This window comes from Marinobacter sp. LQ44, from assembly GCF_001447155.2.
Lineage (GTDB): Bacteria > Pseudomonadota > Gammaproteobacteria > Pseudomonadales > Oleiphilaceae > Marinobacter.
In genome coordinates this window covers 2,970,454-2,995,175 of the sequence record NZ_CP014754.1, presented here as the reverse complement: position 1 = coordinate 2,995,175, position 24,722 = coordinate 2,970,454, and the positions used below count along the sequence as shown (strand labels likewise).

Below are 24,722 nucleotides of genomic sequence, written 5' to 3'. Positions count from 1 at the left end.
CCTACCAGCCCTCCATCGGGATGCCATGTTCCCTGAGGTAGTCACCGTTACGTTCGAGATAGCCTTTTGTGCGTTCCGTGAATCGGGAGGGGTCGCCCGGCACCTCCGTGGCCTGCATGCGCATTACCTCGATCTCATTGCCAATCTGATTCAAAATCCAGACCACCACGGTACCGCCGGGGGCCAGGCCAATGGTCATAAAGTTCCGGGGGCCGGAATACACACCCATCGGCGTCTTGTAGGTTGCCGGCTCCCGCATTCGGTCCAGCAGGTCTGGCGGCACCTTGATGATCTTGGTGTAGTACTTCTGCTCCGCGTAGGAAAACCAATTCACAAGAATCAGTTCCGGAAAGGGGTCCACCCCGCCCCCCGCTCCGGTTGGACCATGGGGCCCCTTCCAGCAGCACCCTACGGTACCTATGGGCTGGCGCCAGCTCCGCTCACCGGTCTTCTCCAGAAACATGTCGGTCACCCACACTTCGTAGTGCTGTGGTGCCGCTATGCTGATCATCCAAAGTGTGTCGTCTGCTTTCGACCACGCCGAACACCCGCTGCCCAACAGGGCGATGGCCACGATGCCCATGGCGAGAATTTTCTTAATCATCATTCGCCCTCTGTCTGTGGCTAAGCGACGGGGCAGCCTACCAGCCCTCCATCGGGATGCCATGCTCCCTGAGGTAGTCACCGTGTTTTTCGAGATAATTCCTGGTTCCTACCTCAAAGTCATCCGGATCACCCGGCACCTCCGTGGCCTGCATGCGCATTACCTCGATCTCATTGCCAATCTGATTCGAAATCCAGACCACCACGGTACCGCCGGGCGCCAAGCCAATGGTCAGGAGGTTCCGGGGGCCTGAGCGCACATCAACCTGGGTGACATAGGTGGCCGGCTCCCGCATTCGGTCCAGCAGGTCTTCCGGCACCTTAATTATCTTGGTGTAGTACTTCTGCTCCGCGTAGGAAAACCAATTCACAAGAATCAGTTCCGGAAAGGGGTCCACCCCGCCCCCCGCTCCGGTTGGACCATGGGGCCCCTTCCAGCAGCACCCTACGGTACCTATGGGCTGGCGCCAGCTCCGCTCACCGGTCTTCTCCAGAAACATGTCGGTCACCCACACTTCGTAGTGCTGTGGTGCCGCTATGCTGATCATCCAAAGTGTGTCGTCTGCTTTCGACCACGCCGAACACCCGCTGCCCAACAGGGCGATGGCCACGATGCCCATGGCGAGAATTTTCTTAATCATCATTCGCCCTCTGTCTGTGGCTAAGCGACGGGGCAGCCTACCAGCCCTCCATCGGGATGCCATGTTCCCTGAGGTAATCACCGTGTTTCTCGAGATAATTCCTGGTTCCTACCTCAAAATCATCCGGGTCACCCGGTACTTCCGTGGCCTGCATACGCATCACCTCGATCTCATTGCCAATCTGGTTCGAAATCCAGACCACCACGGTACCGCCGGGCGCCAGGCCAATGGTCAGGAGGTTCCGGGGGCCTGAGCGCACATCAACCTGCGTAACATAGGTTGCCGGCTCCCGCATTCGGTCCAGCAGGTCTTCCGGCACTTGAATGATCTTGGTGTAATATTTCTGCTCCGCGTAGGAAAACCAGTTGACCAGAATCAGTTCCGGAAAGGGGTCAACTCCGGCCCCAGCTCCAGTTGGGCCACGGGGCCCCTTCCAGCAGCACCCCACCGCGCCGATGGGCTGGCGCCAGCTCCGCTCACCTGACTTCTCCAGAAACATGTCGGTCACCCACACGTCGTAGTGCTTGGGTGCGGCTATCCTGATCATCCAAAGAGTGTCGTCTGCCTTCGACCACGCTGAACACCCGCTGCCCAACAGGGCGATGGCCACAAGCCCCATGGCTAGAATCTTCTGAATCATCATTCGCCCTCTGTCTGTGGATAAACCAGGCGCTCCCCGGAGAGCACCGGTGCGTGGGGATGCAATCCCTCTAACTTCGCAGGTGTTCCCGCCACCAAGGTTTCGATGCCGTTGTAGTGGGCGGAGTAATGGATATAACGCTGGAGCAACAGGTGTTCATGTTCCGTGGTCAATGAAGGGGCGTCGCTCCCTTGTTCAACCTGTTTCAGGATTTGTTGCAGGATGGGGTTCAGTTCCTCTGGCAAGGTATTGTCGGTTTTTCTGGTATCAATAGCTTGCAGCGGCGCACCGCTATCAGTGGCCAGCCGATGCATCAACCTCAAGGCCACCTGCGAATACTCCCCCCGCACCTGGCGCAGCATCCGCAACACCAGTTCCACTCGGCCATCCAGCGCCGGGTGCTCATGGCGCAGGGTGACAACTTCCAGCCGGGCTGGTCCTTCAGGACCCAGGTCTTTCGGCCATGCCTGCAACTGTTCGGATTGCCGAACCGGCAGACTGTAGGGGCCTATCCAGCCTTCTGCCTCTATCTGTTTCCTTCTGGCCTCCAGGTTGTCCCACTGCAGGGTTTTGTCCGGCCAGCGCACTCGATCGCGAGGTACCTGAAGCAAGGGACTTAACAGCACATCCTCTCGCTGGCTGTCGCCGTAACCACCGCCAATATCGGAATGAACGCCCGGCAGGGAGATTTCCCGGAAGTTGGCCGGCAAGCTGCCGTCGCGGCTTTGCAGACTGTTCAGAGCAAAGTTCCTGCGGTGCTCATGGGCGGCGGTCAGGTGCACCGCATGGCCCACCTTGTCCGGATTCAGGTACAGCTTCACCGGGTGATTGCGGCTGTTATGGGCCAACAAATCGCCGGCGGCCGGGTTAACAATGGCGGCCACGGAGTCGAACAGCCCCACGAAGCGAATTTCTACCGTCTTCGGCCAGAGGATACCGCCGTCAGCCAGCGCTTGGGCGAGCAAACCATTTTCTCCCTGATTTATCTCGTGTGCAGTATGGCGGGCCGCTGCCGCGCCCCGGCTGAAGCCGAACAGGTCCAAGGTAAGTTTATCGATGGGTTTGTCAAGCCGGTCGGCGGGCAGGTCATGCAGGACTTCTTTCACCCGCGAGGTCAGTTGCGAGAAGGCGTAGTCCACCTGTGCAATAACGCCAGCCTCCCCCAGCCCAGTGGCTGCGCTATATAACACATCATCATCCCCGGTCTTGGTGCCCGCCCCAGGAGCATAAATTTTGCGCCGGTAGGTGCTGGTACCCTCCACCTCTTTTACTTCTTCGACGTACAAATCCCACAACTTAGCCACATTGCTGGGGGCATTGGCGTAACTGTCGCCCATCATCAGGCCCATCCGCCACTCACACTCTTCCCGGCTGATGGTGTTGTTCTCGTAGGGAATCAGGCACTCCCGCTCCAGCTGCTCTTTGAAAGCCTGGGTATTGGCGGCATTGTTCATGGTGCCGTCGGTAAACAGGCCAACTTCCAGGTGGATCTCGGGGGAGGGTTCCCGGGAGGAGTCCGCCTTGGCGCCTTCGGCGGCGGATGCGGACATCAGAACGGGAGCCACTAACGCGGAAGCCCCTAAGGGCAGGCTCAGCCGATGGTCATCTTCGCTGCCCTGAGCCGCCTGCTCCTGACGCTGACACTGCCGGTAGTTCATCGAGAACATATTCACTTCCAGCGCCCCAACCCCCCAGGGGTCGGATTGGCGCAACTGATCGGGGGTCACGCCGCATTCGTTAAGTTGCGCCACGGCGCTCTCAATCGCCGAAGGCGTGTATATCCAGTTGTCACTTACCCGCCACCGGCCGCCGGCAGGCAGGCTGTCGTCTGGCTGCCAGGTCACCAAGGGGGAGAAGGGTCCATCCCAGCCTTCACAGACCAACATCAGCTCACCGTCTTTCACCGCCCGGTGGACAGTCTCGGCTATATTGCCTCGGCCACGGTAGTGGTGCCTGAATAACGAGTGCATGTTAGAGCGAACATGGTCGTGCTCTTCAACCAGGCGCCTGGCCTTATCGGCGGCGAAAAAGGGGGTTTCAACGAGGGGGATATCACAGGCTCTCAACTCCGAGGGCCTGACCAGTTTCATGAAGCTCATCGTCAGCATTCCTTGTTGACGGTAGAAGACGGGTAAAAATGAATCGGCAATCCTAGCCGATATTTCGTATTTATGACAAAACCGCACTTCACGGTTTTGTCATAAATTTTCTACGCTGATCAGTCTATGACACACCCATGGACTACACCAGCTTTAGCCCCTTCCGGGCGCGGGCCACCGCCGCGCGCACCTGGTTCGGTGCGGTGCCGCCCAGGTGATCACGGGCCTGCACGGAGCCTTCCAGGGTCAGCACGTCAAACACATCCTCACCAATCACGTCGGAGAACTGCTGCAGTTCTTCCAGGGTCATATCGGACAGGTCACGGCCTTCGGCCACACCAAAAGCCACGGATTTGCCGACAATCTCGTGGGCATCCCGGAATGGCACGCCTTTCTTGACCAGGTAATCGGCCAGATCGGTGGCGGTAGAGAAGCCCCGCTTGGCCGCTACCCGCATGTTATCGGCCTTGGCTTCGATCACCGGAATCATGTCGGCGTAGGCCTTCAGGCAGCCCTTGATGGTATCGACGGTGTCGAACAGTGGCTCTTTATCTTCCTGATTGTCCTTGTTGTAGGCCAGCGGCTGGCTCTTCATCAGGGTCAGCAGGCTGATCAGGTGGCCATTGACGCGGCCGGTCTTGCCGCGCACCAGCTCCGGCACGTCCGGGTTTTTCTTCTGGGGCATGATGGAGGAACCGGTGCAGAAACGGTCCGGCAGGTCGATGAAATCAAACTGGGCCGAAGTCCACAGCACCAGCTCTTCACTGAACCGGGACAGGTGGGTCATCAGCAGGGCGGCAAAGCTGCAGAATTCGATGGCGAAGTCCCGGTCAGACACCGAATCCAGGCTGTTTTCCGTCGGCCGGTCAAAGCCCAGCAGTTCGGCAGTCAGGTTTCGGTCGATCGGATAGGTGGTACCGGCCAGGGCAGCGGCCCCCAGAGGCATTACGTTCACCCGCTTGCGGCAGTCCTGCAGGCGATCGGCATCGCGCACCAGCATCTCGTACCAGGCCAGCAGGTGGTGGCCGAAGGTGACGGGCTGGGCGGTCTGCAGGTGGGTGAAACCGGGCATGATGGTGTCCGCTTCGCGCTCGGCCAGGTCCAACAGGCCAGCCTGCAGGCGGGCCAGTTCCTCGGCAATCACGTCGATTTCGTCCCGCAGGTACAGGCGGATGTCAGTGGCTACCTGGTCGTTACGGCTGCGGCCGGTGTGCAGCTTTTTACCGGTAATGCCGATGCGGTCGGTCAGCCGGGCTTCGATGTTCATGTGCACGTCTTCAAGGCTCACAGACCATTCGAAGCGGCCTGCCTCGATGTCTTCTTTAACGCCTTTCAGGCCATCAATAATCTGGTCTCGCTCAGCGTCGGTGAGCACACCCACTTTCGCCAGCATGGTGGCATGGGCGATGGAGCCGGTAATATCATGGTGATACAGGCGCTGGTCAAAACCGACCGATGCCGTAAAGCGTTCAACAAAGGCGTCGGTAGGCTCGCTGAAGCGGCCACCCCAGGGTTTTTCGGAGGATGTGGTCTGGTCAGACTTTTTCTGATCCGTCATGGTCTATCTTTCCTGCTGACAGCCCGGCATCATCACGCCGGCAATGGATAAGTGAAAATTTGCCGCAGTATAGCATTCTGACCACGGTTAAGGAGACTCCCCTGGCAACCGACAAAGGCATCAACAAGAAGGACTCCACCGACTTCTACGTGCCCGATCTTTGCCGGGTGCGGGCGGTGTTCCTGCTGCTGGTCACCAGTGAGCTTTTTGTCCTGGTGTTGTCCATCGTGCAGGCCGAGCGCGGCTGGATAGACTGGAACTACTTCGGCTTGCTGTCCCTGTTCGTGCAGTGGACCACCCTCACCAGTGCCGCACTGATCTGCCTGCTGCGGCCATGGCTGGCGCAGATGAGCGTGGCCCGCGCCACCCTCGCCATTGTGGCCATTGTGCTGCTGGATGTGCTGGCCTTCAGCCTGTTTGCCGACAACGTGTTGCACTCGCAGCCGGGGGTTGCGCTGTGGCCGGGTATTGCCAAGAAACTGTTGGTGGCGCTGCTGATCGTGCTGATGGTGTTGCGCTACTTTTACCTGCAGCACCAGTGGCAACAACAGCGGGAAGCGGAAATGCAGGCCCGGCTGACGTCGCTGCAGGCCAGGATCCAGCCCCATTTCCTGTTTAACAGCATGAACACCATTGCCAGCCTGATTGCCAGCAATCCGGACCAGGCAGAAGAGGCGGTGCTGGATCTGTCCGAACTGTTCCGGGCCAGCCTGCGCACCGATGATCAACTGGTGCCACTCAGCCGTGAGCTGGAGCTGTGCCAACGCTATCTGGCCATTGAAGCCCTCCGCCTGGGAGACCGGTTAACGCTGGACTGGGACATACAGCCGGGCCTGGAGCATCAGGCCATTCCTCCGCTGACCTTGCAACCGCTGCTAGAGAACGCCATCTACCACGGCATTCAGCCCAGGCCCGAGGGCGGCACAGTGCGGATCGAGGTGTACGGCAAAGGCCATTTTGTATACTTGATGGTCCAGAACCCGAAACCGGAGTCCAGCAACCGCCAGCACCAGGGCAACCAGGTGGCCCTTGTTAACATTCAGGCCAGGCTCCAGGCTTTGTTCGGCGAGCCAGCGGTTCTCAAACACAGCCATCAACACAACATCTACACTGTTACCCTCAGGCTGCCCGCAAGGACAGCAAGCTGACAAAACAGACCAGGCGACCGCAGGAGTACCATGATCCAACAACCGCAGCGCATTCTGATCGCAGACGACGAACCCCTGGCCCGGCAGCGCATTCAGCGCCTGGTGGAAGAACTGCCAGAATACCGGGTGTGCGGTGAATCGAGCGATGGCAATGACGCCCTGCGCAAGGTGGCCGAGCTGGAACCGGATATCCTGCTGATGGACATTCGCATGCCGGGCATGGACGGCATGGAAGCGGCGCACCAGCTGAGCCAGCTCAGCAACCCGCCGGCGGTTATTTTCTGTACAGCCTACGACCACTATGCCATCCAGGCGTTCGAGGTTCGCGCCATTGCCTACCTGCTCAAACCGGTGCGACGGGAGGCTCTGGCAGACGCCCTGGCAAGGGCAGGAAAGGTAAACAGGGTTCAGCTCCAGGCCCTGACCCACAACAGCGACCTGACCACCGAACAGGTTGCCGTGCGCACCCACCGGGGAACAGAACTGATTGATCTTACAGACATCCGCTACTGCGAAGCGGACCAGAAATACGTCACCCTGCACCACAGCCGGGGTGAAACGGTCTGTGATTACACCCTGAAAGAACTGGAGCAGGCGTATCCGGAAAAACTGTTACGCATTCATCGGCATACCCTGGTCGGCGTGCGTTTCATCCAGGCCCTGCGGCGCAACAGCGATGGCCAGAGCATGCTGGCACTGAACGACTCAGACACCCTGCTACCGGTCAGCCGCCGCCATGCCAGCCATGTCAGGCAATGGTTGCAGGAGCACCAACCCTCCCCCTGACGGGGTACAGGGCCGTCTACGGCGGGACTTTTTCACTGCCACAAGGTAACCTTGGGGCACATTTTTTCCTACGACTGTGAGTGCCATGTCAACACGAACCCTTCGCATTGCAACCCGCAGCAGCGCCCTGGCGTTGTGGCAGGCGGAATTCATCAAATCCGAACTGGAAAGGCTGCACGATCACATCACCGTGGAGCTGGTGAAGATCAAAACCCAGGGCGACAAGATTCTGGACGTGCCCCTGGCCAAGATTGGTGGCAAGGGCCTGTTTGTGAAGGAGCTGGAAGAAGCCATGCTGGACGGCCGGGCCGACCTTGCGGTGCATTCCATGAAAGACGTGCCCATGGAATTCCCGGAGGGCCTTGGCCTGGTGGCTATCTGTGAGCGCGAAGACCCGACCGATGCGTTTATCAGCAATCAGTACGGAAATCTGGACCAACTGCCCCAGGGTGCCGTGGTTGGCACCTCGAGTCTGCGCCGCGAAACCCAGCTCAGGGCGAACCGGCCGGACCTGGAAATCAAGATGCTGCGAGGCAACGTCAACACCCGACTGGCCAAGCTGGATGCCGGCGAGTACGACGCCATTGTCCTGGCCAGCTCCGGCCTCAAGCGCCTGGGCTTCCACGACCGGATACGCTACTGCATGCCGGATACGGTCTCGCTTCCGGCCGTTGGCCAGGGCGCGCTGGGTATTGAATGCCGCCTCGATGACAGCGAGCTGCGGGCATTGCTGGCACCACTGAATCACGACGATACTTCTGACCGGGTGAAAGCAGAAAGGGCCCTGAACCGGCGCCTCGAAGGGGGTTGCCAGGTTCCCATTGCCGCCTATGCCCTGCTGGAAGGCGACAACACATTGTGGCTGCGTGGACTGGTCGGTGCAGTCGACGGCACCGAGATTTTTCGGGTAGAAGGCCGCGCGCCCCGCGCCGAAGGCGAACGCCTGGGCCGTGAACTGGCTGAGCAACTGCTGGCTATGGGTGCTGACAAGGTACTGGCTGAGATCTATGGCCACACCCCAAGCTGATCGGAATAGCCAGGCCCTGCCCTTGCAGGGCCGGCGCATACTGATTTGCCGGCCAGAACCCGAGGCAAGCCGCCTGGCACAGGCTTTTCAGGCCGCCGGCGCCGAGGTTCGCCGGATGCCCTTGATGGCCCGGGAGCCGCTGCCTGAAACACCAGAGCGCCGGTCGACTCTTCAGGATCTGGACCACTTCGCCCACATCATTGCCGTCAGCCCCTACGCCGCCAGCTTGCTGCTTGGTGAGATCGATCACTGGTGGCCTCAGGTGCCCATGGGCATCCAGTGGTATGGCGTGGGGGCCGGCACCGCCGCGGTTTTCGCCCACCACGGCCTGAGCCCGAACAAACCAGACAATGGCTGGACCAGTGAAGCCCTGCTGGCCCTGCCGGGTTTGCAGAATCTAAACCATGAAAAGGTGCTACTGGCACGGGGAGAAGACGGCCGCGAGCTGATCCGGCAGACCCTGGAGCAACGAGGTGCCCGTGTAACGGTTCTGCCGCTGTACCGACGCTTCCGGCCGTACTATGCTGCCAACGACTTAGAAGACAATTTCGCTGGGTTCCGGCCGGAGGTGATTATTGCGCTTTCCGGTGAAACCCTGAACAATCTGGTAGAGGCCAGCAGTGCGTTCCTGGCAACTCTGAACAATGCGCTGTTGGTGGTTCCAGCGGAACGAGTCTCGGAGCAGGCCCGCAAGGCCGGCTTCAGGAACGTACTGGTTCCGGACGGCCTGGCTGATCAGGATCTGGTGACCAGTGTGGCTTCCTGGTTGATGCAGGAGGCCGGTGACAACGGTAAACCAAGTAAGGATGCCCGTGACTGAAACAACAAAGCAACTGCCCGCTCCGGTTAATCCGGCCAATCCCGCCCCCGTGCGCCTGTGGCCCGTATGGCTGATTGCCATTGTGGCGCTGATTATTGCCCTGGCTCTGGCGTTCTGGAACTGGCAACAATGGCAAACCCACCAAACCACCATGCTGGTCATCCAGGAATTGCGCCAGGATACGGCACAACTGGAAGACCGTTATGGCAGCCGTGGTAGCGAGCAAAGCCAGCGCCTTCAGTCACTGGAGAATAACCTTTCGGCCCAGCGCGAGCTGATCGCCACCCAGCAGCGACAGATTGACCACAACGCCCGGGAGCTGCTTGAGGCCGGGAATCGTACCCGGACCGACTGGCTGCTGGCCGAGGCAGAATACCTGCTACGCATCGCCAACCAGCGCCTGTTGATTGAGAAAGATATCCGGGGCGCCCTGTCTGCCCTGGAATCTGCGGATGAGGTTCTGCGGGAATCCGATGACATCGGGGTTTACCCGGTTCGCCAGCAACTGGCCCGGGAAATTCTGTCACTGCGAGGCATCCAGGGCGTCGACCGCACCGGGCTGTACCTGAAACTGGAAGCGGCCATTGCCAGCATTCATGACCTGACCGACCAGGCCCTGATTCACGATCAGGCCCCGGGCTTCCAGATGACCGAAGACCCGAATGCCCCGGCCGATGGCCGCAACATGTTTGTGCGGGGCTGGAATCGTTTCCTTGATACCCTCAAACAGGTGGTCGTGGTCCGTCGCCTGGACGAACCGGTCAAACCCCTGTTGTCGCCGGACCAGAGCGCCTGGGCTCGCCTTAACCTTCAGTTGATGTTGGAAGAGGCGGAAATGGCCGTCCTTCGGGGCAACCAGCCTTTGTATGAACGGGCCCTGAACAAGGCCATCACCACCGTCAATGACTGGTACGATGCCACTAACCCAGCCATCCAGGGCCTGGCCGATACGCTGACGGAACTGGCGGGCCGCAATGTGGACCCAACCCTGCCGGATATCAGCCAGTCTCTCGGCTTGCTGAAAGAGCGGCTGGCCGGACGGCTGGCGACCGGTAATGATGACGCTCCCGAAACCGAACGCGGGGGCAACGACTCATGATCCGGCTTCTGCTGCTCCTGCTGGTCGCGCTGCTGGTCGGCACCGCATTATCCCTGGGGCTGACCTATGATCTTGGCTATATTCGCATCAGCCTGGGCCATTACCTGATCGAAACCAATTTCTGGGTGGGCCTCGGGCTGATAATCCTGCTAGTGGTATTGGCGGTTTCTCTGATCAATACCTTCAGGCACCTGCGCCAGGGCACCGGGATGGTGGCCGGCTGGGTATCCCGGGGCAACGAACGCCGGGCCCGGCGCCGCACCACCCAGGGTCTACTGGCACTGGCCGAGGGCAACTGGCCGCGGGCCCGCAAGCTGCTGGCCACCTCGGCAGACAAAGCCGACACACCGCTGATCAACTACCTTGCCGCCGCCCAGGCGGCCTTTGAAACCGGTGACCACGAAGCGGTGGATGAGCTGCTGCGCAAAGCCTATGACAGTACCCCTGGCTCCAGCATGGCGGTAGGGCTGACCCAAGCCCAGCTGCAACTGGCGGGCAATCGGTTGGAGCAGGCCCTGGCCACCCTGCTGCGCCTTCGCAAGGAGTCGCCCCATCATCCGTTTGTGCTGAAGCTCCTGAAGAACACCTACCTGCGCCTGGAAGACTGGCGTGAGCTGTCCCGGTTGATACCGGAGCTTCGCAAGCGGGATGTATTGCCAGGCAAAGAGCTGGACGAGCTTGAACGGCAGGTATGGCACAACCTGCTGGAAAGGGCCGCAGAAGACACCCAGAAGCTGCGCAAAGACAACCCGGAGGCGTCTCTGGAACCGCTGACCCGGCTATGGGACGAACTGCCCGGCTTTGTGCGCCGGGACGAATACACCATCCGGGATTACGCCAGCCTGCTGGCCAGGCTGGGTGACGAAGCCCAGGCAGAAACCCTGTTGCGCAAGGTACTGAGAAATCACTGGAGCGATGAGCTCATCAACCTGTATGGGCGGGTAAAGGGCAACCAGCCCGAGGAGCAGCTGCTGATTGCCGAACAGTGGCTGAAAGACCGTCCCAATAATGCGGAGCTGTTGCTGGCCCTGGGCCGCCTCAGCCTCCGTAACGAGCTCTGGGGCAAGGCAAAAGAGTATTTCCAGACCAGCCTGCACCTGCGCCGTAGCCGGGAAACCCTGGCCGAGTTAAGCCGGCTGAATGCTCACATGGGTGAAGAAGAGGCCAGTATCAAGCTGCTGATGCAGGGCCTGGAAAGCGATAACAGCCTGCCAGACCTGCCGATGCCAAGGGCCTGACACCGGAACCAAAAAGGCCGGATAGTTACCATCCGGCCTTTTCGCTTCATCACATCGGCGTTCAATCCCGCGGAGCGTATTCCAACACATCCGAAAAGAACGCCTGCTTTGGTAACCCTTCAGCCATCAGCGCATCCATCAGGGTGTAGACCATGACTGGCGAGCCACTGGCATGCACTTCCACATTTTGCCAGTCTGCCCCGGATGCCAGCACGGCACCCACCAACTGATCGTGATGGCCACCCCAATCGTTGTCCTCGTCGTCACCCACTACCGGGAAGAAGCTGAACGGTGACCAGTCGTCATGCCATTGCTGGGCCAGCGACCGCAGGTACATATCCTCGTGCTTGCGCACCCCCCAGTACAATTTGACCGGGCGCTGGAAACGGGTTTCCTGCAGGAATTCACACAGGCTTTTCATCTGCGCAAAACCGGTGCCTGCCGCCACCATCAGCACCGGCTTGTCCGGAGCGGCGGCCAGGCACGCCTTGCCATGGGGCAACTCCACGGTAACATCCTGCCCGGAGGTCAGGGCATCAATCACCTTCTGGGCAGACACCCAGTCTGGCGAGGCCTGGATGTGCAACTCGATATTGGCGGCCGACGGACTGCTGGCAATCGAAAAATAGCAGGGCTCGGCACCTGGAAGATTCACCGACAGGTACTGGCCGGCGTGAAAAGACACCTCGCGGCGCTTCGGCAACTGCAATTCAACCCGATACACATCGTGACTGATGGAGCGCACATCCACCACTTTCGCCGGGTATTGCCGGGGTTGATGATTTCCTGATGCCATAACGGCGGGTATCTCCAGTTTCAGGTCAGTCAGCGCCATGGTTCGACACATCATTAAACGCTCACCAACCGTGATGAGTTTCTGATTACGGGTATTCAGGGCCTGACCGGACACCAGCCGGGCCTCACAGATTTCACATACGCCATTTCGGCAGGCGGCCGGCACCTGAATACCGGATTCAGCAGCGGCCAGCAGCAAGTCCGTATCGCCTGCCACCTGAAAACCCAGGCCGGATGGCTGAAGCCGAATCCGATGCATCCGGCTGCTCCTGTCAATCGAGGCGAGCGGCGGGAATTTCAATGCCGAGGCTGTCCCACAGGTCGTCCACCCGCCGCTTGACCTCATCGGTCATGGTGATCGCGGTGCCCCACTCCCGATCGGTCTCACCAGGCCATTTGTTGGTGGCATCAAGGCCCATTTTTGAACCCAGACCAGACACCGGCGAGGCGAAGTCGAGATAGTCGATCGGTGTATTTTCCACCATCGTGGTGTCCCGAACCGGGTCCATCCGGGTGGTCATGGCCCAGATCACATCCTCCCAGCTGCGGGCGTTCACGTCGTCATCGGTGACAATCACGAACTTGGTGTACATAAACTGCCGCAGGAACGACCATACGCCCATCATCACCCGTTTGGCATGGCCCGGGTACTGTTTTTTCATGGTAACGATGGCCAGCCGATAGGAGCAGCCCTCCGGCGGCAGGTAGAAATCCACAATCTCCGGAAACTGCTTCTGCAGGATCGGAATAAACACTTCGTTCAACGCCACCCCGAGCACCGCTGGCTCATCGGGCGGACGGCCGGTATAGGTGCTGTGGTATATCGGGTCTTGCCGGTGCGTGATTCGCTCCACGGTAAACACCGGGAAATGGTCCACCTCGTTGTAATAACCGGTATGGTCTCCGAAGGGTCCCTCCGGAGCCATGTCGTTCGGATAGATAAACCCTTCCAGCACAATCTCGGCGCTTGCAGGCACCTGCAAGTCACTCAGGCCCGCTTTTACCAGCTCGGTACGGGCACCCCGTAACAGCCCGGCGAAGGCGTACTCGGATAACGAATCCGGCACCGGCGTTACCGCCCCCAGAATGGTCGCCGGGTCCGCGCCCAGAGCCACCGCCACCGGATAGGGTTTGTCCGGGTTGGCCCGGCGGAATTCCTGATAGTCCAACGCCCCGCCCCGATGGCTAAGCCAGCGCATGATTAGCCGGTTGCGGCCAATCACCTGCTGCCGATAGATTCCCAGGTTCTGGCGCTCTTTATTGGGCCCACGGGTGATCACCAGCGGCCAGGTTACCAGCGGGCCGGCGTCACCGGGCCAGCAGTGCTGCACCGGAATCTGGTACAGGTCGACCTGATCCTTGTCGATCACCACGTCCTGGCAGGGTGCCGAGCGGAGCACTTTCGGGCTCATGCGCATCACCTGCTTGAAGATCGGCAGTTTTTCGATAGCATCCTTGAAGCCCTTGGGGGGATCCGGCTCTTTCAGGAACGCCAACAGCTTGCCGACCTCCCGCAACGCCGCCACGTCTTCCTGCCCCATGCCCAGCGCCACCCGTTTGGGGGTACCAAACAGGTTGGCCAGTACGGGCATGTCGTAGCCTTTCGGGTTTTCAAACAACAACGCCGGCCCACCGGCCCGCAGTGTGCGGTCGCAAATTTCTGTCATTTCCAGGTGCGGGTCGACTTCTACGCTGATGCGTTTCAGCTCACCCAGCTTTTCCAGCTGGCTGATGAAGTCTCTGAGGTCGTTGTATTTCATGGTGTGCTCCGTTTCTGGTCTACGGTACTACGGAGTTTGGGCGGTTCTGGACTGCCCTTCGCTTGGGGATTCGTGCTTTTGGAGCCGGAACGAGGCAGGGAGGGGGTGCCAAAACGGAAAACGTGGTTTCCCTGATTGTTTTGGCACCCCCTCCCTGCCTCGTTCTTCGAACTTTGGTGCTGACGATCTCCAAGACAATCGGTGCGCGCAAGAACGTCGAACGGCGTTGTCGGGGGCATCCTCCGGAGACCGTGTCTTGCCAGGGATGGCAAGACCGAGCCCCCAGGGATGGGTTCACGGCGTGTCTCCGGAGGAAGCCCCCGACAACGCCCGCCCCAAAAGTCAGGCGCGCACAGAAACCAGTATCAACGACGCTTCATAGACTGGAAGAACTCGTCGTTGGTCTTGGTGTCACGCAGTTTGTCGAGCAGGAACTCCAGTGCACCGGTGTCGTCGTCCATGGAGTGCAGCAGCTTGCGCAGAATCCACACGCGCTGGATGTCTGCTTCGCTCATCAGCAGGTCTTCACGGCGGGTGCCGGAACGACGGATGTTGATGGCCGGGTAGACACGCTTTTCGGCAATCTTGCGGTCCAGGTGCACTTCCATATTACCGGTGCCCTTGAACTCCTCGTAGATAACCTCGTCCATCTTGGAACCGGTATCCACCAGCGCGGTCGCCAGGATAGTCAGGCTGCCGCCCTCTTCCACATTCCGGGCCGCACCGAAGAAGCGTTTGGGCTTTTCCAGGGCATGGGCGTCAACACCACCGGTGAGCACCTTGCCGGAAGACGGAATCACCGTATTGTAGGCGCGGGCCAGGCGGGTGATGGAGTCCAGCAGGATGATGACATCCTTCTTGTGCTCGACCAGGCGCTTGGCCTTTTCGATCACCATTTCCGCTACCTGCACGTGACGGGCCGGCGGCTCATCGAAGGTGGAGGCTACAACCTCGCCGCGCACGGTGCGCTGCATTTCAGTCACTTCTTCCGGGCGCTCGTCAATCAGCAGCACCATCAGGTGACATTCCGGGTTGTTGCGGGCGATGGACTGGGCGATGCCCTGCATCAGCAGCGTTTTACCGGCCTTGGGCGGGGACACGATCAGGCCACGCTGGCCTTTACCGATCGGGGCTACCAGGTCGAGTACCCGAGACGAGAGGTCTTCGGTACTGCCGTTGCCCACTTCCAGGGTCAATCGCTCCTGGGGGAACAACGGGGTCAGGTTTTCAAACAGAATCTTGTTGCGGGCGTTGTCCGGCTTGTCGAAGTTAATCTCGTTAACTTTCAGCAGGGCGAAGTAACGCTCACCATCCTTGGGAGGACGGATTTTACCAGAGACGGTATCGCCGGTACGCAGGTTGAAACGGCGAATCTGGCTGGGTGAAACATAGATATCGTCCGGGCCAGCCAGGTAGGAGGCGTCGCCGGAGCGGAGGAAGCCGAAACCGTCCTGCAGAATTTCCAGTACGCCGTCGCCGTAGATGTCTTCGCCGCTCTTGGCGTGTTTCTTCAGGATGGTGAAGATAACATCCTGTTTGCGCGAGCGAGCCAGGTTGTCCAGGCCCATTTCTTGCGCGATATCGAGCAATTCGGGCACAGATTTCTGCTTGAGTTCAGTAAGATTCATAATTTGTAGGATTGTCAGGAATGGAAGTAAACGACTGTTGGAATGACAGGGGTGCCCCTGAACGCATTGATCAAAAAAGCTGAAACATGGTGCTGGCTAGATGGAGCAACCGGTGCAGATGGAAGCCGGATTTGTTTGCTGAAGCCAGAGAGTGGGAACAACCGTTCGCCGGGCAAGCCGCATAATCGACCACCTTGAAGGCGTCTGTCAAGACCTCTGCCCAAAATTAAGTCAGTTTCATGATCTTCCGCCACCGGCACACCTCCCTCTGATGGGTTACTCCCTTCCCATCTGCGGCCCGTATACGGATACTGATACTACTATTACTGATGAACGCATCTCGAATGCAGTGGAGCGGAGCCAAGCCATGAGCACTGAGCTTACCAATGAACTCAAACCTCTGAATATTGCTATTTTGACGGTATCTGACACACGGGGTTTCGAGCAGGACACTTCCGGGCAGTTCCTCGAAGACAGCGTGATTGAGGCCGGCCACCGACTGGTGTCTCGCCGGATTCTTCCGGACGACATTTACCTGATACGCGCTATTATTTCACAATGGGTTGCGGACCAGGACGTTCAGGCGATCATCATCACCGGCGGCACCGGCTTTCACGAACGAGACAGCACACCGGAAGCGGTCAAGCCCCTGCTGGATAAGGTCATTGAGGGTTTTGGCGAGGAATTTCGCCGGTTATCGGCGCTGGAAATCCGCTCTTCCACGATTCAGTCCCGGTCATTCGGTGGCATGGCCAACAATACCGTCATTTTCTGCCTGCCGGGTTCAACCGGTGCCTGCAGGACTGGCTGGGAAGGCATTCTGAAAGACCAGCTGGACAGCCGGCACGGCCCCTGCAACTATTCCGGACTGGTCATGCGCAAGCCAGAGCGTGCTTTCAGCCGGCTTCAGGAAGTCATTGGCAACCGCGCAGAAAAATAACCGGGAGGTACCATGGCAGGCTCTGACCTGATCTCTGTTGACGACGCTCTCAACTACATATTGAGTCGCGCCACCGCTGTCACACAATCCCAGGCGGTGCCGCTCAGCGAGTGTTTGGGGCGGGTCCTGGCCGAGAACCAGTATGTGCCAGCGGACGTTCCCCCAGCTGACAACAGCGCCGTGGATGGCTATGCGGTGCACCACTCAGACGTCGCCCCCGGGCGGGCACTGGCGGTCTCTGACCGGGTGCCAGCGGGCACGGCCCCCAAACCACTGGCGCCCGGTACCGCTGTGCGAATCTTCACCGGCTCGGAGATTCCGGAGGGCGCGACTGCGGTGGTGATGCAGGAGCGGGTGGAACGTACCGATGACAACATCCTCATCGTGGCCGAAGTCAGCGCCGGGCAGAACATTCGTCGTCGCGGTCAGGACCTCACCCAGGGGGAGCTGGCATTGCCCCGGGGCACCCTTATTCGCCCCCAGGAAATGGGCTTACTGGCCTCGATGGGCATCGCACAGGTGCCGGTACTGGACCGGTTGCGGGTGGCCATCCTGAGCACCGGTGACGAACTGGTGCAACCCGGCGAGCCGCTTGCCCCCGGCCAGATTTACAACAGTAATCGCTACACCCTGCTCGGGATGCTGGCACAGGCGGGATGTGAGGCTATCCTTTGCGAGACCGTTCGGGATACTCGCGACGGCACTCGTCAGGCACTGCAAGAGGCGGCGAGGAAAGCCGACCTGATCATCACCAGTGGCGGCGTGTCGGTGGGCGAAGAAGACCACGTGCGCGCGGTGCTCGAGGAGTCCGGCCGGCTGTCTTTGTGGCGGATGGCCATCAAGCCTGGCAAACCATTGGCGTTCGGAAGCATTGACGACACGCCGGTGCTTGGGCTGCCCGGCAACCCGGCCTCTGTGCTGATTTCCTTTATGGTCATCGTGATGCCCTACGTTCGCAAACGCCAGGGGCGACCCGACGCGCTGCCGATCGGGGAATGCCTGCCCGCAGACTTCACCACCCATTCACCGTCCATCCGACGGGAGTTTGTGCGCGCCCGCAAGACAGGCAACGGGGCCACCGCTTCCGTGTCTGCTGCCCCGAACCAGAGCTCCGGCGTGCTGAGTGCCGCTTGCTGGAGCTCCGGCCTGGCGGTGGTGCCGGAAAACAGCACCATCAATATCGGTGACCCGGTGATGTATTACTCGTACCCTGAACTGATGAGCTGATCATGACTGACCAGAACCTGACTGTTCGCTTTTTCGCACGGCTTCGCGAGGAGCTTGATACCGAGAGCCTTGAGTTGCCGGCAACTCCGGGCCAAACCGTTGAGGGCGTGTTGTCAGAACTGGCCGCCCGTGGCGGCCCCTGGGCTCAACTGCAGGGTGACCAGCCGGTCATGGTGGCGGTCAACCAGGCCATGGCCAAGCCGTCAACGCCGGTCACGCCGGGCGATGAAGTGGCCTTCTTTCCACCGGTGACCGGAGGTTGAAATGATTTCTATCCAGACGGAAGATTTCGATGTCGGCGCAGAATACGAGGCGCTGCGCGCCTCCGGTTCCGGCACTGGTGCGGTGGCGACCTTTTCCGGGCTGGTGCGGGACTCCGGGGACCTGTCCGGGGTGACCGGGTTATTCCTGGAGCATTATCCCGGCATGACGGAACAGGTGATTCAGGGATTGATTGACTCCGCCTCCCAGCGCTGGGATGTCCGCAAGGCGAGGGTGATTCATCGGGTCGGGCGGCTGGCGCTGTCGGATCAGATCGTGTTTGTTGGCGTTTGCAGTGCTCACCGGGGGGATGCATTTGCAGCCTGCGAATTCATCATGGACGCCCTGAAAACGTCAGCCCCGTTCTGGAAAAAGGAAATCACCGGAGACACTGAACACTGGGTAGAGCAAAAAGACTCGGACCTGGACCGCTCCAGGGCCTGGGAATAAAGCTCACTTTTCGACTGGCGGCCAGCGAGGGTGATTGAGGCACAAAAAAACCGCCCGTGAACCATGTTCAGGGGCGGTTTTTCTTCAACAGCGGATCAGAGGTTGCTGTCGAGGAAGGCGGCGAGCTGTGACTTGGACAAAGCGCCAACTTTGGTGGCGTCCACGTTGCCGTTCTTGAACAGCATGAGGGTCGGGATGCCACGGATGTTGAACTTGGGCGGGGTCTGTTCGTTTTCGTCGATGTTGAGCTTGCAGACCTTGAGCTTGCCGTCGTATTCGTCGGCGATTTCTTCCAGAACCGGGGCAATCATCTTGCACGGGCCGCACCACTCAGCCCAGTAGTCGACCAGTACCGGGACGTCGGACTTCAGTACGTCCTGTTCGAAAGAAGCGTCGGTGACATTAACGATATTTCCGCTCATTACCTTTTCCTGATTCAGGCGCTCCGGGGCCTGTAACGCAGCCGCGTCGGAGTCGCTGTTGACTGTAGCAGGCTGTACAAACCGTCATCGGAATGTCGCCTGCCCGGATTTCGTTAGACGAATACTTTACGCGATTGCCGGCCTCAATGTGAAGCGAGATCTGTTTCCGTCGGCGACGATCCGCATCCGTATTCACCGCAGACCGTTACTGACAGCGCACCGCGCTTTCTTTTATAGTACGGCCATTGTATCGACAAGTTCACACCATACAGGACGCCAACCCACGTGACGGCCGCATCCCCCGCCGAGAACACCGCCCCCTCCCCGGATATGCTGGCAGCCATTGATATGGGCTCCAACAGTTTTCATATGGTCGTAGCCCACCTGGTCCATGGTGAAATTCGTACCGTCGAAAAGATGGGCGAAAAGGTCCAGCTGGGCGCGGGGCTTGACCCCTATAACCGGCTGACGGAAGAAGCCCAGCAAAGGGCCCTGGAATGTCTCAGCCGGTTTGCCCAGCGCCTACAGGGCATGCCTGCCGAGGGGGTTCAGATTGTCGGCACCAACGCTTTGAGGGTGGCCCGCAACGCCCCCGAGTTCATTGCCCGGGCAGAAGAGGTCCTCGGTTACCCGGTTGAGATCATCGCGGGACGGGAAGAAGCCCGTCTGATCTACCTTGGCGTTTCCCACACTCTGGCCGATGACGAAGGCAGGCGACTGGTCATCGATATTGGCGGCGGCAGCACCGAATTCATCATCGGCCAGCGATTTGAGCCCCAGGAGCTGGAAAGCCTGCATATGGGCTGTGTGTCGTTTCGCAATCGCTATTTCCCGGACGGAAAAATTACCCGGCGGCAGATGGACAAAGCGATCACTCACGCCGAACAGGAGCTCCTGAACATCCGCCAGCACTACCTCTCGGTTGGCTGGCAAAGTGCCGTCGGTTCCTCAGGATCCATCAAGGCGATCTGCAGTGTGCTGGCCAATCTGAAGATCACCGATGGCACCCTCACCCGTGACGCAATGGAAGAGCTGCGTAAACGGCTTGTCGACATGGGCAAGGTTGAAAAACTGGCAGACCTGGGCGTTCGTCAGGATCGGCAAAGCATTTTCCCGGCCGGGTTTGCCATCCTGCTGGCGGCATTCCGATCACTGGGTATTCAGGCGATGACCTTCGCAGATGGGGCTCTCCGGGAGGGGCTGCTGTACGATATCGTTGGCCGTATCCAGCACGAGGATGTGCGGGAACGCACCATTGCCGCGCTGCAGGAGCGCTACCACGTCGACCAGGCTCACGGTGCCGCCGTTGAGCAGACGGCCATTGCCGCCTGGCAGCAAGTGGCCGATCAATGGGGTCTGCATACGTCAGCGGACGAGGATGTACTGCGCTGGGCCTGCCGGCTGCACGAGATTGGCCTGACCATCTCCCACAGCCAGTACCACAAACATGGCGCTTATCTGCTGCGTTATTCCGACCTGCCAGGCTTTACCCAAGAGTTCCAGAAAGATCTGGCCACGCTGGTGCGCGGCCATCGGCGCAAGTTTTCATCCACGGTATTTGAAGGCATAGAGCCGGAAGACAAACCGCGCCTGCGCTACCTGTGCGTGCTGTTGCGAATGGCCGTATTGATTCAACACCCCCGGAACCTGGAAGAGCCGCCCGAGTTTGTCCTCCATGGCCATGAGAACAGACTGGTGGTGGAATTTCCGGAGGGCTGGCTGGACAATCGGCCGCTAACCCTGGCAGACCTGGAAAACGAGCGGGATTACCTGGCCAAACAGGATTTCACCCTGGAAATCGGCACCCGGTAAACCAGACGGGGCACTAGCCGGCCAGTTCGGCCTCCAGATTTTCCACTGTTTCGCTGACCTCCAGCCATTCGGCCTCGGTCTCCTCCAGGGCCCGCTTGAGTTCGGTCTGCTCCGCCAGCAGCGCCTTCAGGCGTACTTTCCCGCTGTCTTCGTACACCGCAGGGTCGCCCAGAGAAGCTTCCACGCCTGCCAATTGCTGCTGCAGCTGATCCATCCGAGCTTCCAGAGATACCTGTTTTTTCCGCCACGGGCTCAGCTTCTGGCGAAGTTCCGCCTCCTGGCGTTTTCTGGCCTTGCGCTCGTCGGCCGTCAATGCCTGGGCACTGCCGGCTTTCTTTTCAGCATCGGAATCCTCAGCCACCTGGCGTTTGGGTGGCTCGTCCTCATCCTTTCTGCGATCTGCCAACCAGCGTTCGTAATCTTCCAGGTCGCCATCGTATTCCTGAACCGTGCCATCCGACACCAACCAGAACTCATCCACCGTATTGCGCAGCAGGTGCCGATCGTGGGACACCACCACAATAGCGCCATCAAAGTTCTGTAATGCCATGGTCAGGGCCTGGCGCATTTCCAGGTCCAGGTGGTTGGTGGGCTCGTCCAGCAGCAACAGATTGGGTTTCTGCCAGGCGATCACCGCCAGGGCGACCCGGGCTTTCTCACCCCCGGAGAACGAGCGAATTGGGCTCAGGGCCTCATCGCCATGGAAATCAAAGCCGCCCAGAAAGTTCCGCACCGATTGCTCGGACGCACGGGGCGACAACCGCTGCAAATGCAGGAACGGGCTGGCATCCAGATCCAGGGCTTCCAGCTGGTGCTGGGCAAAGTAGCCGATGGCCAGGTGCTCGCCACAGGTACGCTCACCCGACAGCAGGGTACCGGTGCCCCGCAGGGCATCCATAAAGGTTGATTTGCCCGCACCGTTGGGGCCGAGCAAACCAATGCGTGAACCGGGCAGCAAGGTGACGTTGATATTATTCAGGATAGCCGTCTGGCCATGGCCGGCCACACCGTTGCGAATGGACAACAACGGGTTGGACACCTTGTCTGCCATCGGAAATTCAAAGCTGAAGGGCGAATCCACATGGGCTGGCGCGATTCGTTCCATGCGTTCCAGAGCCTTGACCCGGCTCTGGGCCTGGCGGGCTTTGGTAGCCTTGGCCTTGAAGCGGTCAATGAATCGCTGAATCTCGGCAATACGGGCTTGCTGGCGCTCGTAATTGGATTGTTGCTGGGCCAGGCGCTCGCTGCGCTGCACTTCAAACGCCGAGTAGTTGCCGGTGTAGAGTTCCAGCTTTTTGTTATCAAAATGCACCAGGTGTGTGGCCACCCGATCCATGAAATCCCGGTCATGGGAGATAAACAGCAGGGTGCCCGGGTATCGACGAAGCCAGTTCTCAAGCCACAGACAGGCGTCCAGGTCCAGGTGGTTGGTGGGCTCATCCAGCAACAGCAGGTCCGATGGCCGCATCAGGGCCTGAGCCAGATTCAGGCGAATACGCCAGCCCCCGGAAAACGCCGACACCGGCCGGTCCACATCGCTGTCGACAAACCCCAAACCCCGCAACAACGCCTCGGCTCTTCTGGGCGCCGACCAGGCTTCGTGCACGTCCAGTTCCCCGTGTAACCGGGCGATGGCGTGATGGTCATCCCGGGCTTCGGCATCCGCCAGCTCACGTTCCATGCGGCGCAATTCAAAGTCGCCGTCCAGCACGAAGTCTCTGGCAGATCGCTGACTGGCCTCAACTTCCTGCGCCATGTGGGCGATGCGACAGCCCCCCGGCAGCGACACACTGCCCTGCTCAGGTGCCAACTGGCCCAGTAAGAGCTGGAACAGGCTGGATTTTCCGGCACCATTGGCGCCAACAATCGCCACCCTCTGGCCGGGCTGCACCGTCAGGCTGACGTTTTCTAGCAACCAGACGCCGCCTCGTTGTAAACTGAGATCGGTTATCGTTAACATAGACTGTCTTTATCCATGGATTTCAGCCAGGGAAGTGCCCTGCCATGACCGTTCCGCAGACAGAATCATTGAATCTGCCCGCAACAATGGAACCGGATAATCCCCTGTGGCGTTATGCACTGGCCTGCTGGCAAAATCCGGAGCTGGCCGAGGCCTGCCTGACGTTGCAGGCCTGTGACTGGAGCGTCACCCGAATTCTCTGTGCCGGCTGGCTGGGGGTGAACGGGCACCTGTTCACTGGCGTTGAGGACGCTAAGGTAACAGAGTGGCGAGCCCGTGTAACCGGCAGCATTCGTTCGGCCAGAAAATCCATTCCCCGGCATCATATTGGTTGTCGTGATCTCCGGGAAGCGCTGGCCCGGGCCGAACTACAGGCCGAGCAAACCGAACTTGCCCTGGCCTGGCACACACTGACACCCAGGCACCCGGAGACTGGCAACATGCACAATCGCAAAGCCGCCATCCAGCAAAACCTATTGGCTGCAGCACCGCGTCGGGAAGCAGACACCCGGGCCCCCATATCACTGGACACGCTGGCAGGCCTCCTGGCTGCTGCGGCAGGAGAACCACAGCCATGATGATGAAATGGCTTATTCGGCTATCGTTTCCGGCCCTTGGCCTGCTGTTGTTATTGATTTTCTTTGGCCTTGGGGACCCGGACAAGGTCTCCGAGCCTGCGGCTGAGGAAAAGCCTGAAGCCATCCCCTCGTTTGAAGGTTTGCTGCCGGCCCCTATCCCCACCGAGGGCCCGGAAATTGTCTTCAAATGGCAGGATACCGAAGGTAACTGGCATTATGCCGACCAGCCACCGGCCCAGGGCCCCTGGAATGCGCTGGCCATCGAGCGGCCAGGCAAGAACCTGCGCAACGAGCGCCGGGCCGACAATGACAACGACTGGCGTTCGCCTTATCGGGCACCCTTCTCCCTTGCCCCATCCCCCGGGGATAACGGGACCTGACGCCAACAGCATCACACTGTTACCACAGTTTCAGTGGCATCCTGCCGCTGAACCCGTTACCTTTCCTGTTTGCCAAATCCAAGTGGGCCGTCAGGCCCTGTTACACGCGCAAAGGATACCAGTATGAAGAAAACCCTGTTAGCTATCGCCATGACCGGCCTGGTTGCCGGCTGCTCTACCGCCCAGGATTCCGCAAAGGACCCCGCTCTGGACACGACGCCGGAGAAAGTCAGCTACGGCATGGGCCTGATGCTTGGTGAGCGCATGAGCAACGACCTGCCTGACCTGCAAATGGATCAGTTCCTGCAGGGCATCCAGCACGGCCACGCCGGTGACGAGGAGACCAAGCGCCTGACCCGGGAGCAAATTCAGGAAGCACTGATGGCCTACCAGGAGGAGCTTCAAAGCCAACAGGAACAGCAATACAACGAACTGGCCAGCCAGAACCTGGAAGCCGGCGAAGCCTTCCTGGCCCAGAACGCTGAACGGGATGGTGTGGAAACCACCGAGTCCGGCCTGCAATATGAGGTCATCGAGGAAGGCGACGGCAACAACCCGACAGCTTCAGACCGTGTACAGGTACACTACACCGGTGAGCTGATCAATGGCGATGTGTTCGACAGCTCCCGTGATCGTGGCCAACCGGTTACCTTTGGCCTGAACCAGGTAATTCCGGGCTGGACCGAAGGCCTGCAACTGATGAGCGAAGGCGCCCGCTACAAGCTCTACATTCCTGCCGATCTGGCCTACGGCCCGGGTGGCAATCAGGCCATCGGGCCCAACGAAACCCTGATTTTTGATGTGGAACTGCTGGCAGTCAACCCGGAAAACGAATAACTCCGGGTAATAA

The 24,722-nt window shown here is 59.7% G+C and carries 24 protein-coding genes; 14 read left to right on the top strand and 10 right to left on the bottom strand.

The window, feature by feature from the left end:
* Position 1: 1 nt before the first annotated feature.
* From ASQ50_RS13685 to argH, 5 genes are all read right to left on the bottom strand, one after another.
* Positions 2-607 carry a DUF2931 family protein gene (locus tag ASQ50_RS13685; protein ID WP_227513172.1) on the bottom strand — a complete coding sequence of 202 codons (606 nt, stop codon included), beginning with the start codon at positions 605-607 and terminating at the stop codon, positions 2-4.
* Between the two features lie 34 nt (positions 608-641).
* The gene (locus tag ASQ50_RS13680; RefSeq protein ID WP_227513171.1) at positions 642-1,247 is read right to left on the bottom strand and encodes a DUF2931 family protein; all 606 of its coding nucleotides are present in this window, start codon (positions 1,245-1,247) and stop codon (positions 642-644) included.
* 34 nt (positions 1,248-1,281) lie between these two features.
* On the bottom strand, positions 1,282-1,887 hold the full coding sequence (locus ASQ50_RS13675; protein ID WP_058092793.1) for a DUF2931 family protein: 606 nt from the start codon (positions 1,885-1,887) through the stop codon (positions 1,282-1,284).
* Positions 1,884-3,983, bottom strand: a complete 2,100-nt coding sequence (locus ASQ50_RS13670) for a phospholipase effector Tle1 domain-containing protein (RefSeq protein WP_227513170.1) — start codon at positions 3,981-3,983, stop codon at positions 1,884-1,886. The genes ASQ50_RS13675 and ASQ50_RS13670 overlap by 4 nt, the downstream gene beginning before the upstream one ends.
* 142 nt (positions 3,984-4,125) lie before the next feature.
* Positions 4,126-5,541, bottom strand: coding sequence for an argininosuccinate lyase (argH, locus tag ASQ50_RS13665; RefSeq protein ID WP_058091954.1), 1,416 nt, complete (start codon positions 5,539-5,541; stop codon positions 4,126-4,128).
* Between the two features lie 59 nt (positions 5,542-5,600).
* On the opposite strand from argH, the gene ASQ50_RS13660 reads away from it, so the two are divergent.
* From ASQ50_RS13660 to ASQ50_RS13635, 6 genes are all read left to right on the top strand, one after another.
* A complete protein-coding gene (locus ASQ50_RS13660) occupies positions 5,601-6,689 on the top strand; it encodes a sensor histidine kinase (RefSeq protein ID WP_227513169.1) in 1,089 nt (362 codons plus the stop codon).
* A gap of 30 nt (positions 6,690-6,719) precedes the next feature.
* A complete protein-coding gene (locus tag ASQ50_RS13655; RefSeq protein WP_058091953.1) occupies positions 6,720-7,475 on the top strand; it encodes a LytR/AlgR family response regulator transcription factor in 756 nt (251 codons plus the stop codon).
* An 85-nt stretch (positions 7,476-7,560) separates the two neighbouring features.
* Positions 7,561-8,502 (top strand): hydroxymethylbilane synthase, encoded by a 942-nt coding sequence (gene hemC / locus ASQ50_RS13650; RefSeq protein WP_058091956.1) that lies wholly within the window; start codon positions 7,561-7,563, stop codon positions 8,500-8,502.
* Entirely contained in the window at positions 8,483-9,322 is an 840-nt protein-coding gene (locus ASQ50_RS13645; RefSeq protein WP_058091952.1) for a uroporphyrinogen-III synthase, read from the top strand. Before hemC ends, ASQ50_RS13645 begins: the two co-directional genes overlap by 20 nt.
* Entirely contained in the window at positions 9,309-10,421 is a 1,113-nt protein-coding gene (locus ASQ50_RS13640) for a uroporphyrinogen-III C-methyltransferase (RefSeq protein ID WP_058091951.1), read from the top strand. The genes ASQ50_RS13645 and ASQ50_RS13640 overlap by 14 nt, the downstream gene beginning before the upstream one ends.
* The gene (locus ASQ50_RS13635; protein ID WP_058091950.1) at positions 10,418-11,659 is read left to right on the top strand and encodes a heme biosynthesis HemY N-terminal domain-containing protein; all 1,242 of its coding nucleotides are present in this window, start codon (positions 10,418-10,420) and stop codon (positions 11,657-11,659) included. The genes ASQ50_RS13640 and ASQ50_RS13635 overlap by 4 nt, the downstream gene beginning before the upstream one ends.
* 61 nt (positions 11,660-11,720) lie before the next feature.
* Here ASQ50_RS13635 and ASQ50_RS13630 read toward each other — a convergent pair whose 3' ends face one another.
* The 3 genes from ASQ50_RS13630 to rho all read right to left on the bottom strand — a co-directional run bounded on the left by ASQ50_RS13630 (position 11,721) and on the right by rho (position 15,842).
* Positions 11,721-12,713 carry a 2Fe-2S iron-sulfur cluster-binding protein gene (locus ASQ50_RS13630; protein WP_058091949.1) on the bottom strand — a complete coding sequence of 331 codons (993 nt, stop codon included), beginning with the start codon at positions 12,711-12,713 and terminating at the stop codon, positions 11,721-11,723.
* A gap of 13 nt (positions 12,714-12,726) precedes the next feature.
* Positions 12,727-14,214, bottom strand: coding sequence for a 4-hydroxy-3-polyprenylbenzoate decarboxylase (ubiD, locus tag ASQ50_RS13625; protein ID WP_058091948.1), 1,488 nt, complete (start codon positions 14,212-14,214; stop codon positions 12,727-12,729).
* Positions 14,215-14,579: 365 nt separating this feature from the next.
* Positions 14,580-15,842 (bottom strand): transcription termination factor Rho, encoded by a 1,263-nt coding sequence (gene rho, locus ASQ50_RS13620; protein WP_058091947.1) that lies wholly within the window; start codon positions 15,840-15,842, stop codon positions 14,580-14,582.
* A gap of 367 nt (positions 15,843-16,209) precedes the next feature.
* On the opposite strand from rho, the gene moaB reads away from it, so the two are divergent.
* Genes moaB through ASQ50_RS13600 form a run of 4 tightly spaced genes read left to right on the top strand, consistent with a single transcriptional unit; the run spans position 16,210 to position 18,720 of the window.
* Positions 16,210-16,782 carry a molybdenum cofactor biosynthesis protein B gene (gene moaB, locus ASQ50_RS13615; RefSeq protein WP_058091946.1) on the top strand — a complete coding sequence of 191 codons (573 nt, stop codon included), beginning with the start codon at positions 16,210-16,212 and terminating at the stop codon, positions 16,780-16,782.
* A gap of 12 nt (positions 16,783-16,794) precedes the next feature.
* Positions 16,795-18,009 (top strand): gephyrin-like molybdotransferase Glp, encoded by a 1,215-nt coding sequence (gene glp, locus ASQ50_RS13610; RefSeq protein WP_058091945.1) that lies wholly within the window; start codon positions 16,795-16,797, stop codon positions 18,007-18,009.
* 2 nt (positions 18,010-18,011) lie between these two features.
* On the top strand, positions 18,012-18,272 hold the full coding sequence (moaD, locus tag ASQ50_RS13605) for a molybdopterin converting factor subunit 1 (RefSeq protein ID WP_058091944.1): 261 nt from the start codon (positions 18,012-18,014) through the stop codon (positions 18,270-18,272).
* A gap of 1 nt (position 18,273) precedes the next feature.
* Positions 18,274-18,720, top strand: coding sequence for a molybdenum cofactor biosynthesis protein MoaE (locus ASQ50_RS13600; protein ID WP_058091943.1), 447 nt, complete (start codon positions 18,274-18,276; stop codon positions 18,718-18,720).
* Positions 18,721-18,815: 95 nt separating this feature from the next.
* Here ASQ50_RS13600 and trxA read toward each other — a convergent pair whose 3' ends face one another.
* Positions 18,816-19,142: a thioredoxin TrxA gene (gene trxA, locus ASQ50_RS13595; RefSeq protein ID WP_011784020.1), complete on the bottom strand. Its 327-nt coding sequence runs from the start codon at positions 19,140-19,142 to the stop codon at positions 18,816-18,818.
* Between the two features lie 285 nt (positions 19,143-19,427).
* Between trxA and ppx the strand changes: the two genes are divergently transcribed.
* Positions 19,428-20,954: an exopolyphosphatase gene (gene ppx / locus ASQ50_RS13590; protein ID WP_058091942.1), complete on the top strand. Its 1,527-nt coding sequence runs from the start codon at positions 19,428-19,430 to the stop codon at positions 20,952-20,954.
* Between the two features lie 13 nt (positions 20,955-20,967).
* Here the strand turns inward: ppx and ASQ50_RS13585 are convergent, their stop codons facing one another.
* A complete protein-coding gene (locus tag ASQ50_RS13585; RefSeq protein ID WP_058091941.1) occupies positions 20,968-22,914 on the bottom strand; it encodes an ATP-binding cassette domain-containing protein in 1,947 nt (648 codons plus the stop codon).
* 44 nt (positions 22,915-22,958) lie between these two features.
* Between ASQ50_RS13585 and ASQ50_RS13580 the strand changes: the two genes are divergently transcribed.
* The 3 genes from ASQ50_RS13580 (at position 22,959) to ASQ50_RS13570 (ending at position 24,709) form a co-directional block, all read left to right on the top strand.
* Positions 22,959-23,492 carry a DUF2390 domain-containing protein gene (locus ASQ50_RS13580; protein ID WP_058091940.1) on the top strand — a complete coding sequence of 178 codons (534 nt, stop codon included), beginning with the start codon at positions 22,959-22,961 and terminating at the stop codon, positions 23,490-23,492.
* The gene (locus ASQ50_RS13575; protein ID WP_058091939.1) at positions 23,489-23,872 is read left to right on the top strand and encodes a hypothetical protein; all 384 of its coding nucleotides are present in this window, start codon (positions 23,489-23,491) and stop codon (positions 23,870-23,872) included. The genes ASQ50_RS13580 and ASQ50_RS13575 overlap by 4 nt, the downstream gene beginning before the upstream one ends.
* Before the next feature lie 123 nt (positions 23,873-23,995).
* Positions 23,996-24,709, top strand: coding sequence for an FKBP-type peptidyl-prolyl cis-trans isomerase (locus tag ASQ50_RS13570; RefSeq protein WP_058091938.1), 714 nt, complete (start codon positions 23,996-23,998; stop codon positions 24,707-24,709).
* Positions 24,710-24,722: the final 13 nt, after the last annotated feature.

What these genes read in the sequence shown, in the direction of transcription:
- ASQ50_RS13685 (WP_227513172.1), bottom strand. Translation starts at nt 607, where the DNA reads ATGATGATTAAGAAAATTCTCGCCATGGGCATCGTGGCCATCGCCCTG.
- ASQ50_RS13680 (WP_227513171.1), bottom strand. Translation starts at nt 1,247, where the DNA reads ATGATGATTAAGAAAATTCTCGCCATGGGCATCGTGGCCATCGCCCTG.
- ASQ50_RS13675 (WP_058092793.1), bottom strand. Translation starts at nt 1,887, where the DNA reads ATGATGATTCAGAAGATTCTAGCCATGGGGCTTGTGGCCATCGCCCTG.
- ASQ50_RS13670 (WP_227513170.1), bottom strand. Translation starts at nt 3,983, where the DNA reads ATGAGCTTCATGAAACTGGTCAGGCCCTCGGAGTTGAGAGCCTGTGAT.
- argH (WP_058091954.1), bottom strand. Translation starts at nt 5,541, where the DNA reads ATGACGGATCAGAAAAAGTCTGACCAGACCACATCCTCCGAAAAACCC.
- ASQ50_RS13655 (WP_058091953.1), top strand. Translation starts at nt 6,720, where the DNA reads ATGATCCAACAACCGCAGCGCATTCTGATCGCAGACGACGAACCCCTG.
- hemC (WP_058091956.1), top strand. Translation starts at nt 7,561, where the DNA reads ATGTCAACACGAACCCTTCGCATTGCAACCCGCAGCAGCGCCCTGGCG.
- ASQ50_RS13645 (WP_058091952.1), top strand. Translation starts at nt 8,483, where the DNA reads ATGGCCACACCCCAAGCTGATCGGAATAGCCAGGCCCTGCCCTTGCAG.
- ASQ50_RS13640 (WP_058091951.1), top strand. Translation starts at nt 9,309, where the DNA reads ATGCCCGTGACTGAAACAACAAAGCAACTGCCCGCTCCGGTTAATCCG.
- ASQ50_RS13635 (WP_058091950.1), top strand. Translation starts at nt 10,418, where the DNA reads ATGATCCGGCTTCTGCTGCTCCTGCTGGTCGCGCTGCTGGTCGGCACC.
- ASQ50_RS13630 (WP_058091949.1), bottom strand. Translation starts at nt 12,713, where the DNA reads ATGCATCGGATTCGGCTTCAGCCATCCGGCCTGGGTTTTCAGGTGGCA.
- ubiD (WP_058091948.1), bottom strand. Translation starts at nt 14,214, where the DNA reads ATGAAATACAACGACCTCAGAGACTTCATCAGCCAGCTGGAAAAGCTG.
- rho (WP_058091947.1), bottom strand. Translation starts at nt 15,842, where the DNA reads ATGAATCTTACTGAACTCAAGCAGAAATCTGTGCCCGAATTGCTCGAT.
- moaB (WP_058091946.1), top strand. Translation starts at nt 16,210, where the DNA reads ATGAGCACTGAGCTTACCAATGAACTCAAACCTCTGAATATTGCTATT.
- glp (WP_058091945.1), top strand. Translation starts at nt 16,795, where the DNA reads ATGGCAGGCTCTGACCTGATCTCTGTTGACGACGCTCTCAACTACATA.
- moaD (WP_058091944.1), top strand. Translation starts at nt 18,012, where the DNA reads ATGACTGACCAGAACCTGACTGTTCGCTTTTTCGCACGGCTTCGCGAG.
- ASQ50_RS13600 (WP_058091943.1), top strand. Translation starts at nt 18,274, where the DNA reads ATGATTTCTATCCAGACGGAAGATTTCGATGTCGGCGCAGAATACGAG.
- trxA (WP_011784020.1), bottom strand. Translation starts at nt 19,142, where the DNA reads ATGAGCGGAAATATCGTTAATGTCACCGACGCTTCTTTCGAACAGGAC.
- ASQ50_RS13585 (WP_058091941.1), bottom strand. Translation starts at nt 22,914, where the DNA reads ATGTTAACGATAACCGATCTCAGTTTACAACGAGGCGGCGTCTGGTTG.
- ASQ50_RS13580 (WP_058091940.1), top strand. Translation starts at nt 22,959, where the DNA reads ATGACCGTTCCGCAGACAGAATCATTGAATCTGCCCGCAACAATGGAA.
- ASQ50_RS13575 (WP_058091939.1), top strand. Translation starts at nt 23,489, where the DNA reads ATGATGATGAAATGGCTTATTCGGCTATCGTTTCCGGCCCTTGGCCTG.
- ASQ50_RS13570 (WP_058091938.1), top strand. Translation starts at nt 23,996, where the DNA reads ATGAAGAAAACCCTGTTAGCTATCGCCATGACCGGCCTGGTTGCCGGC.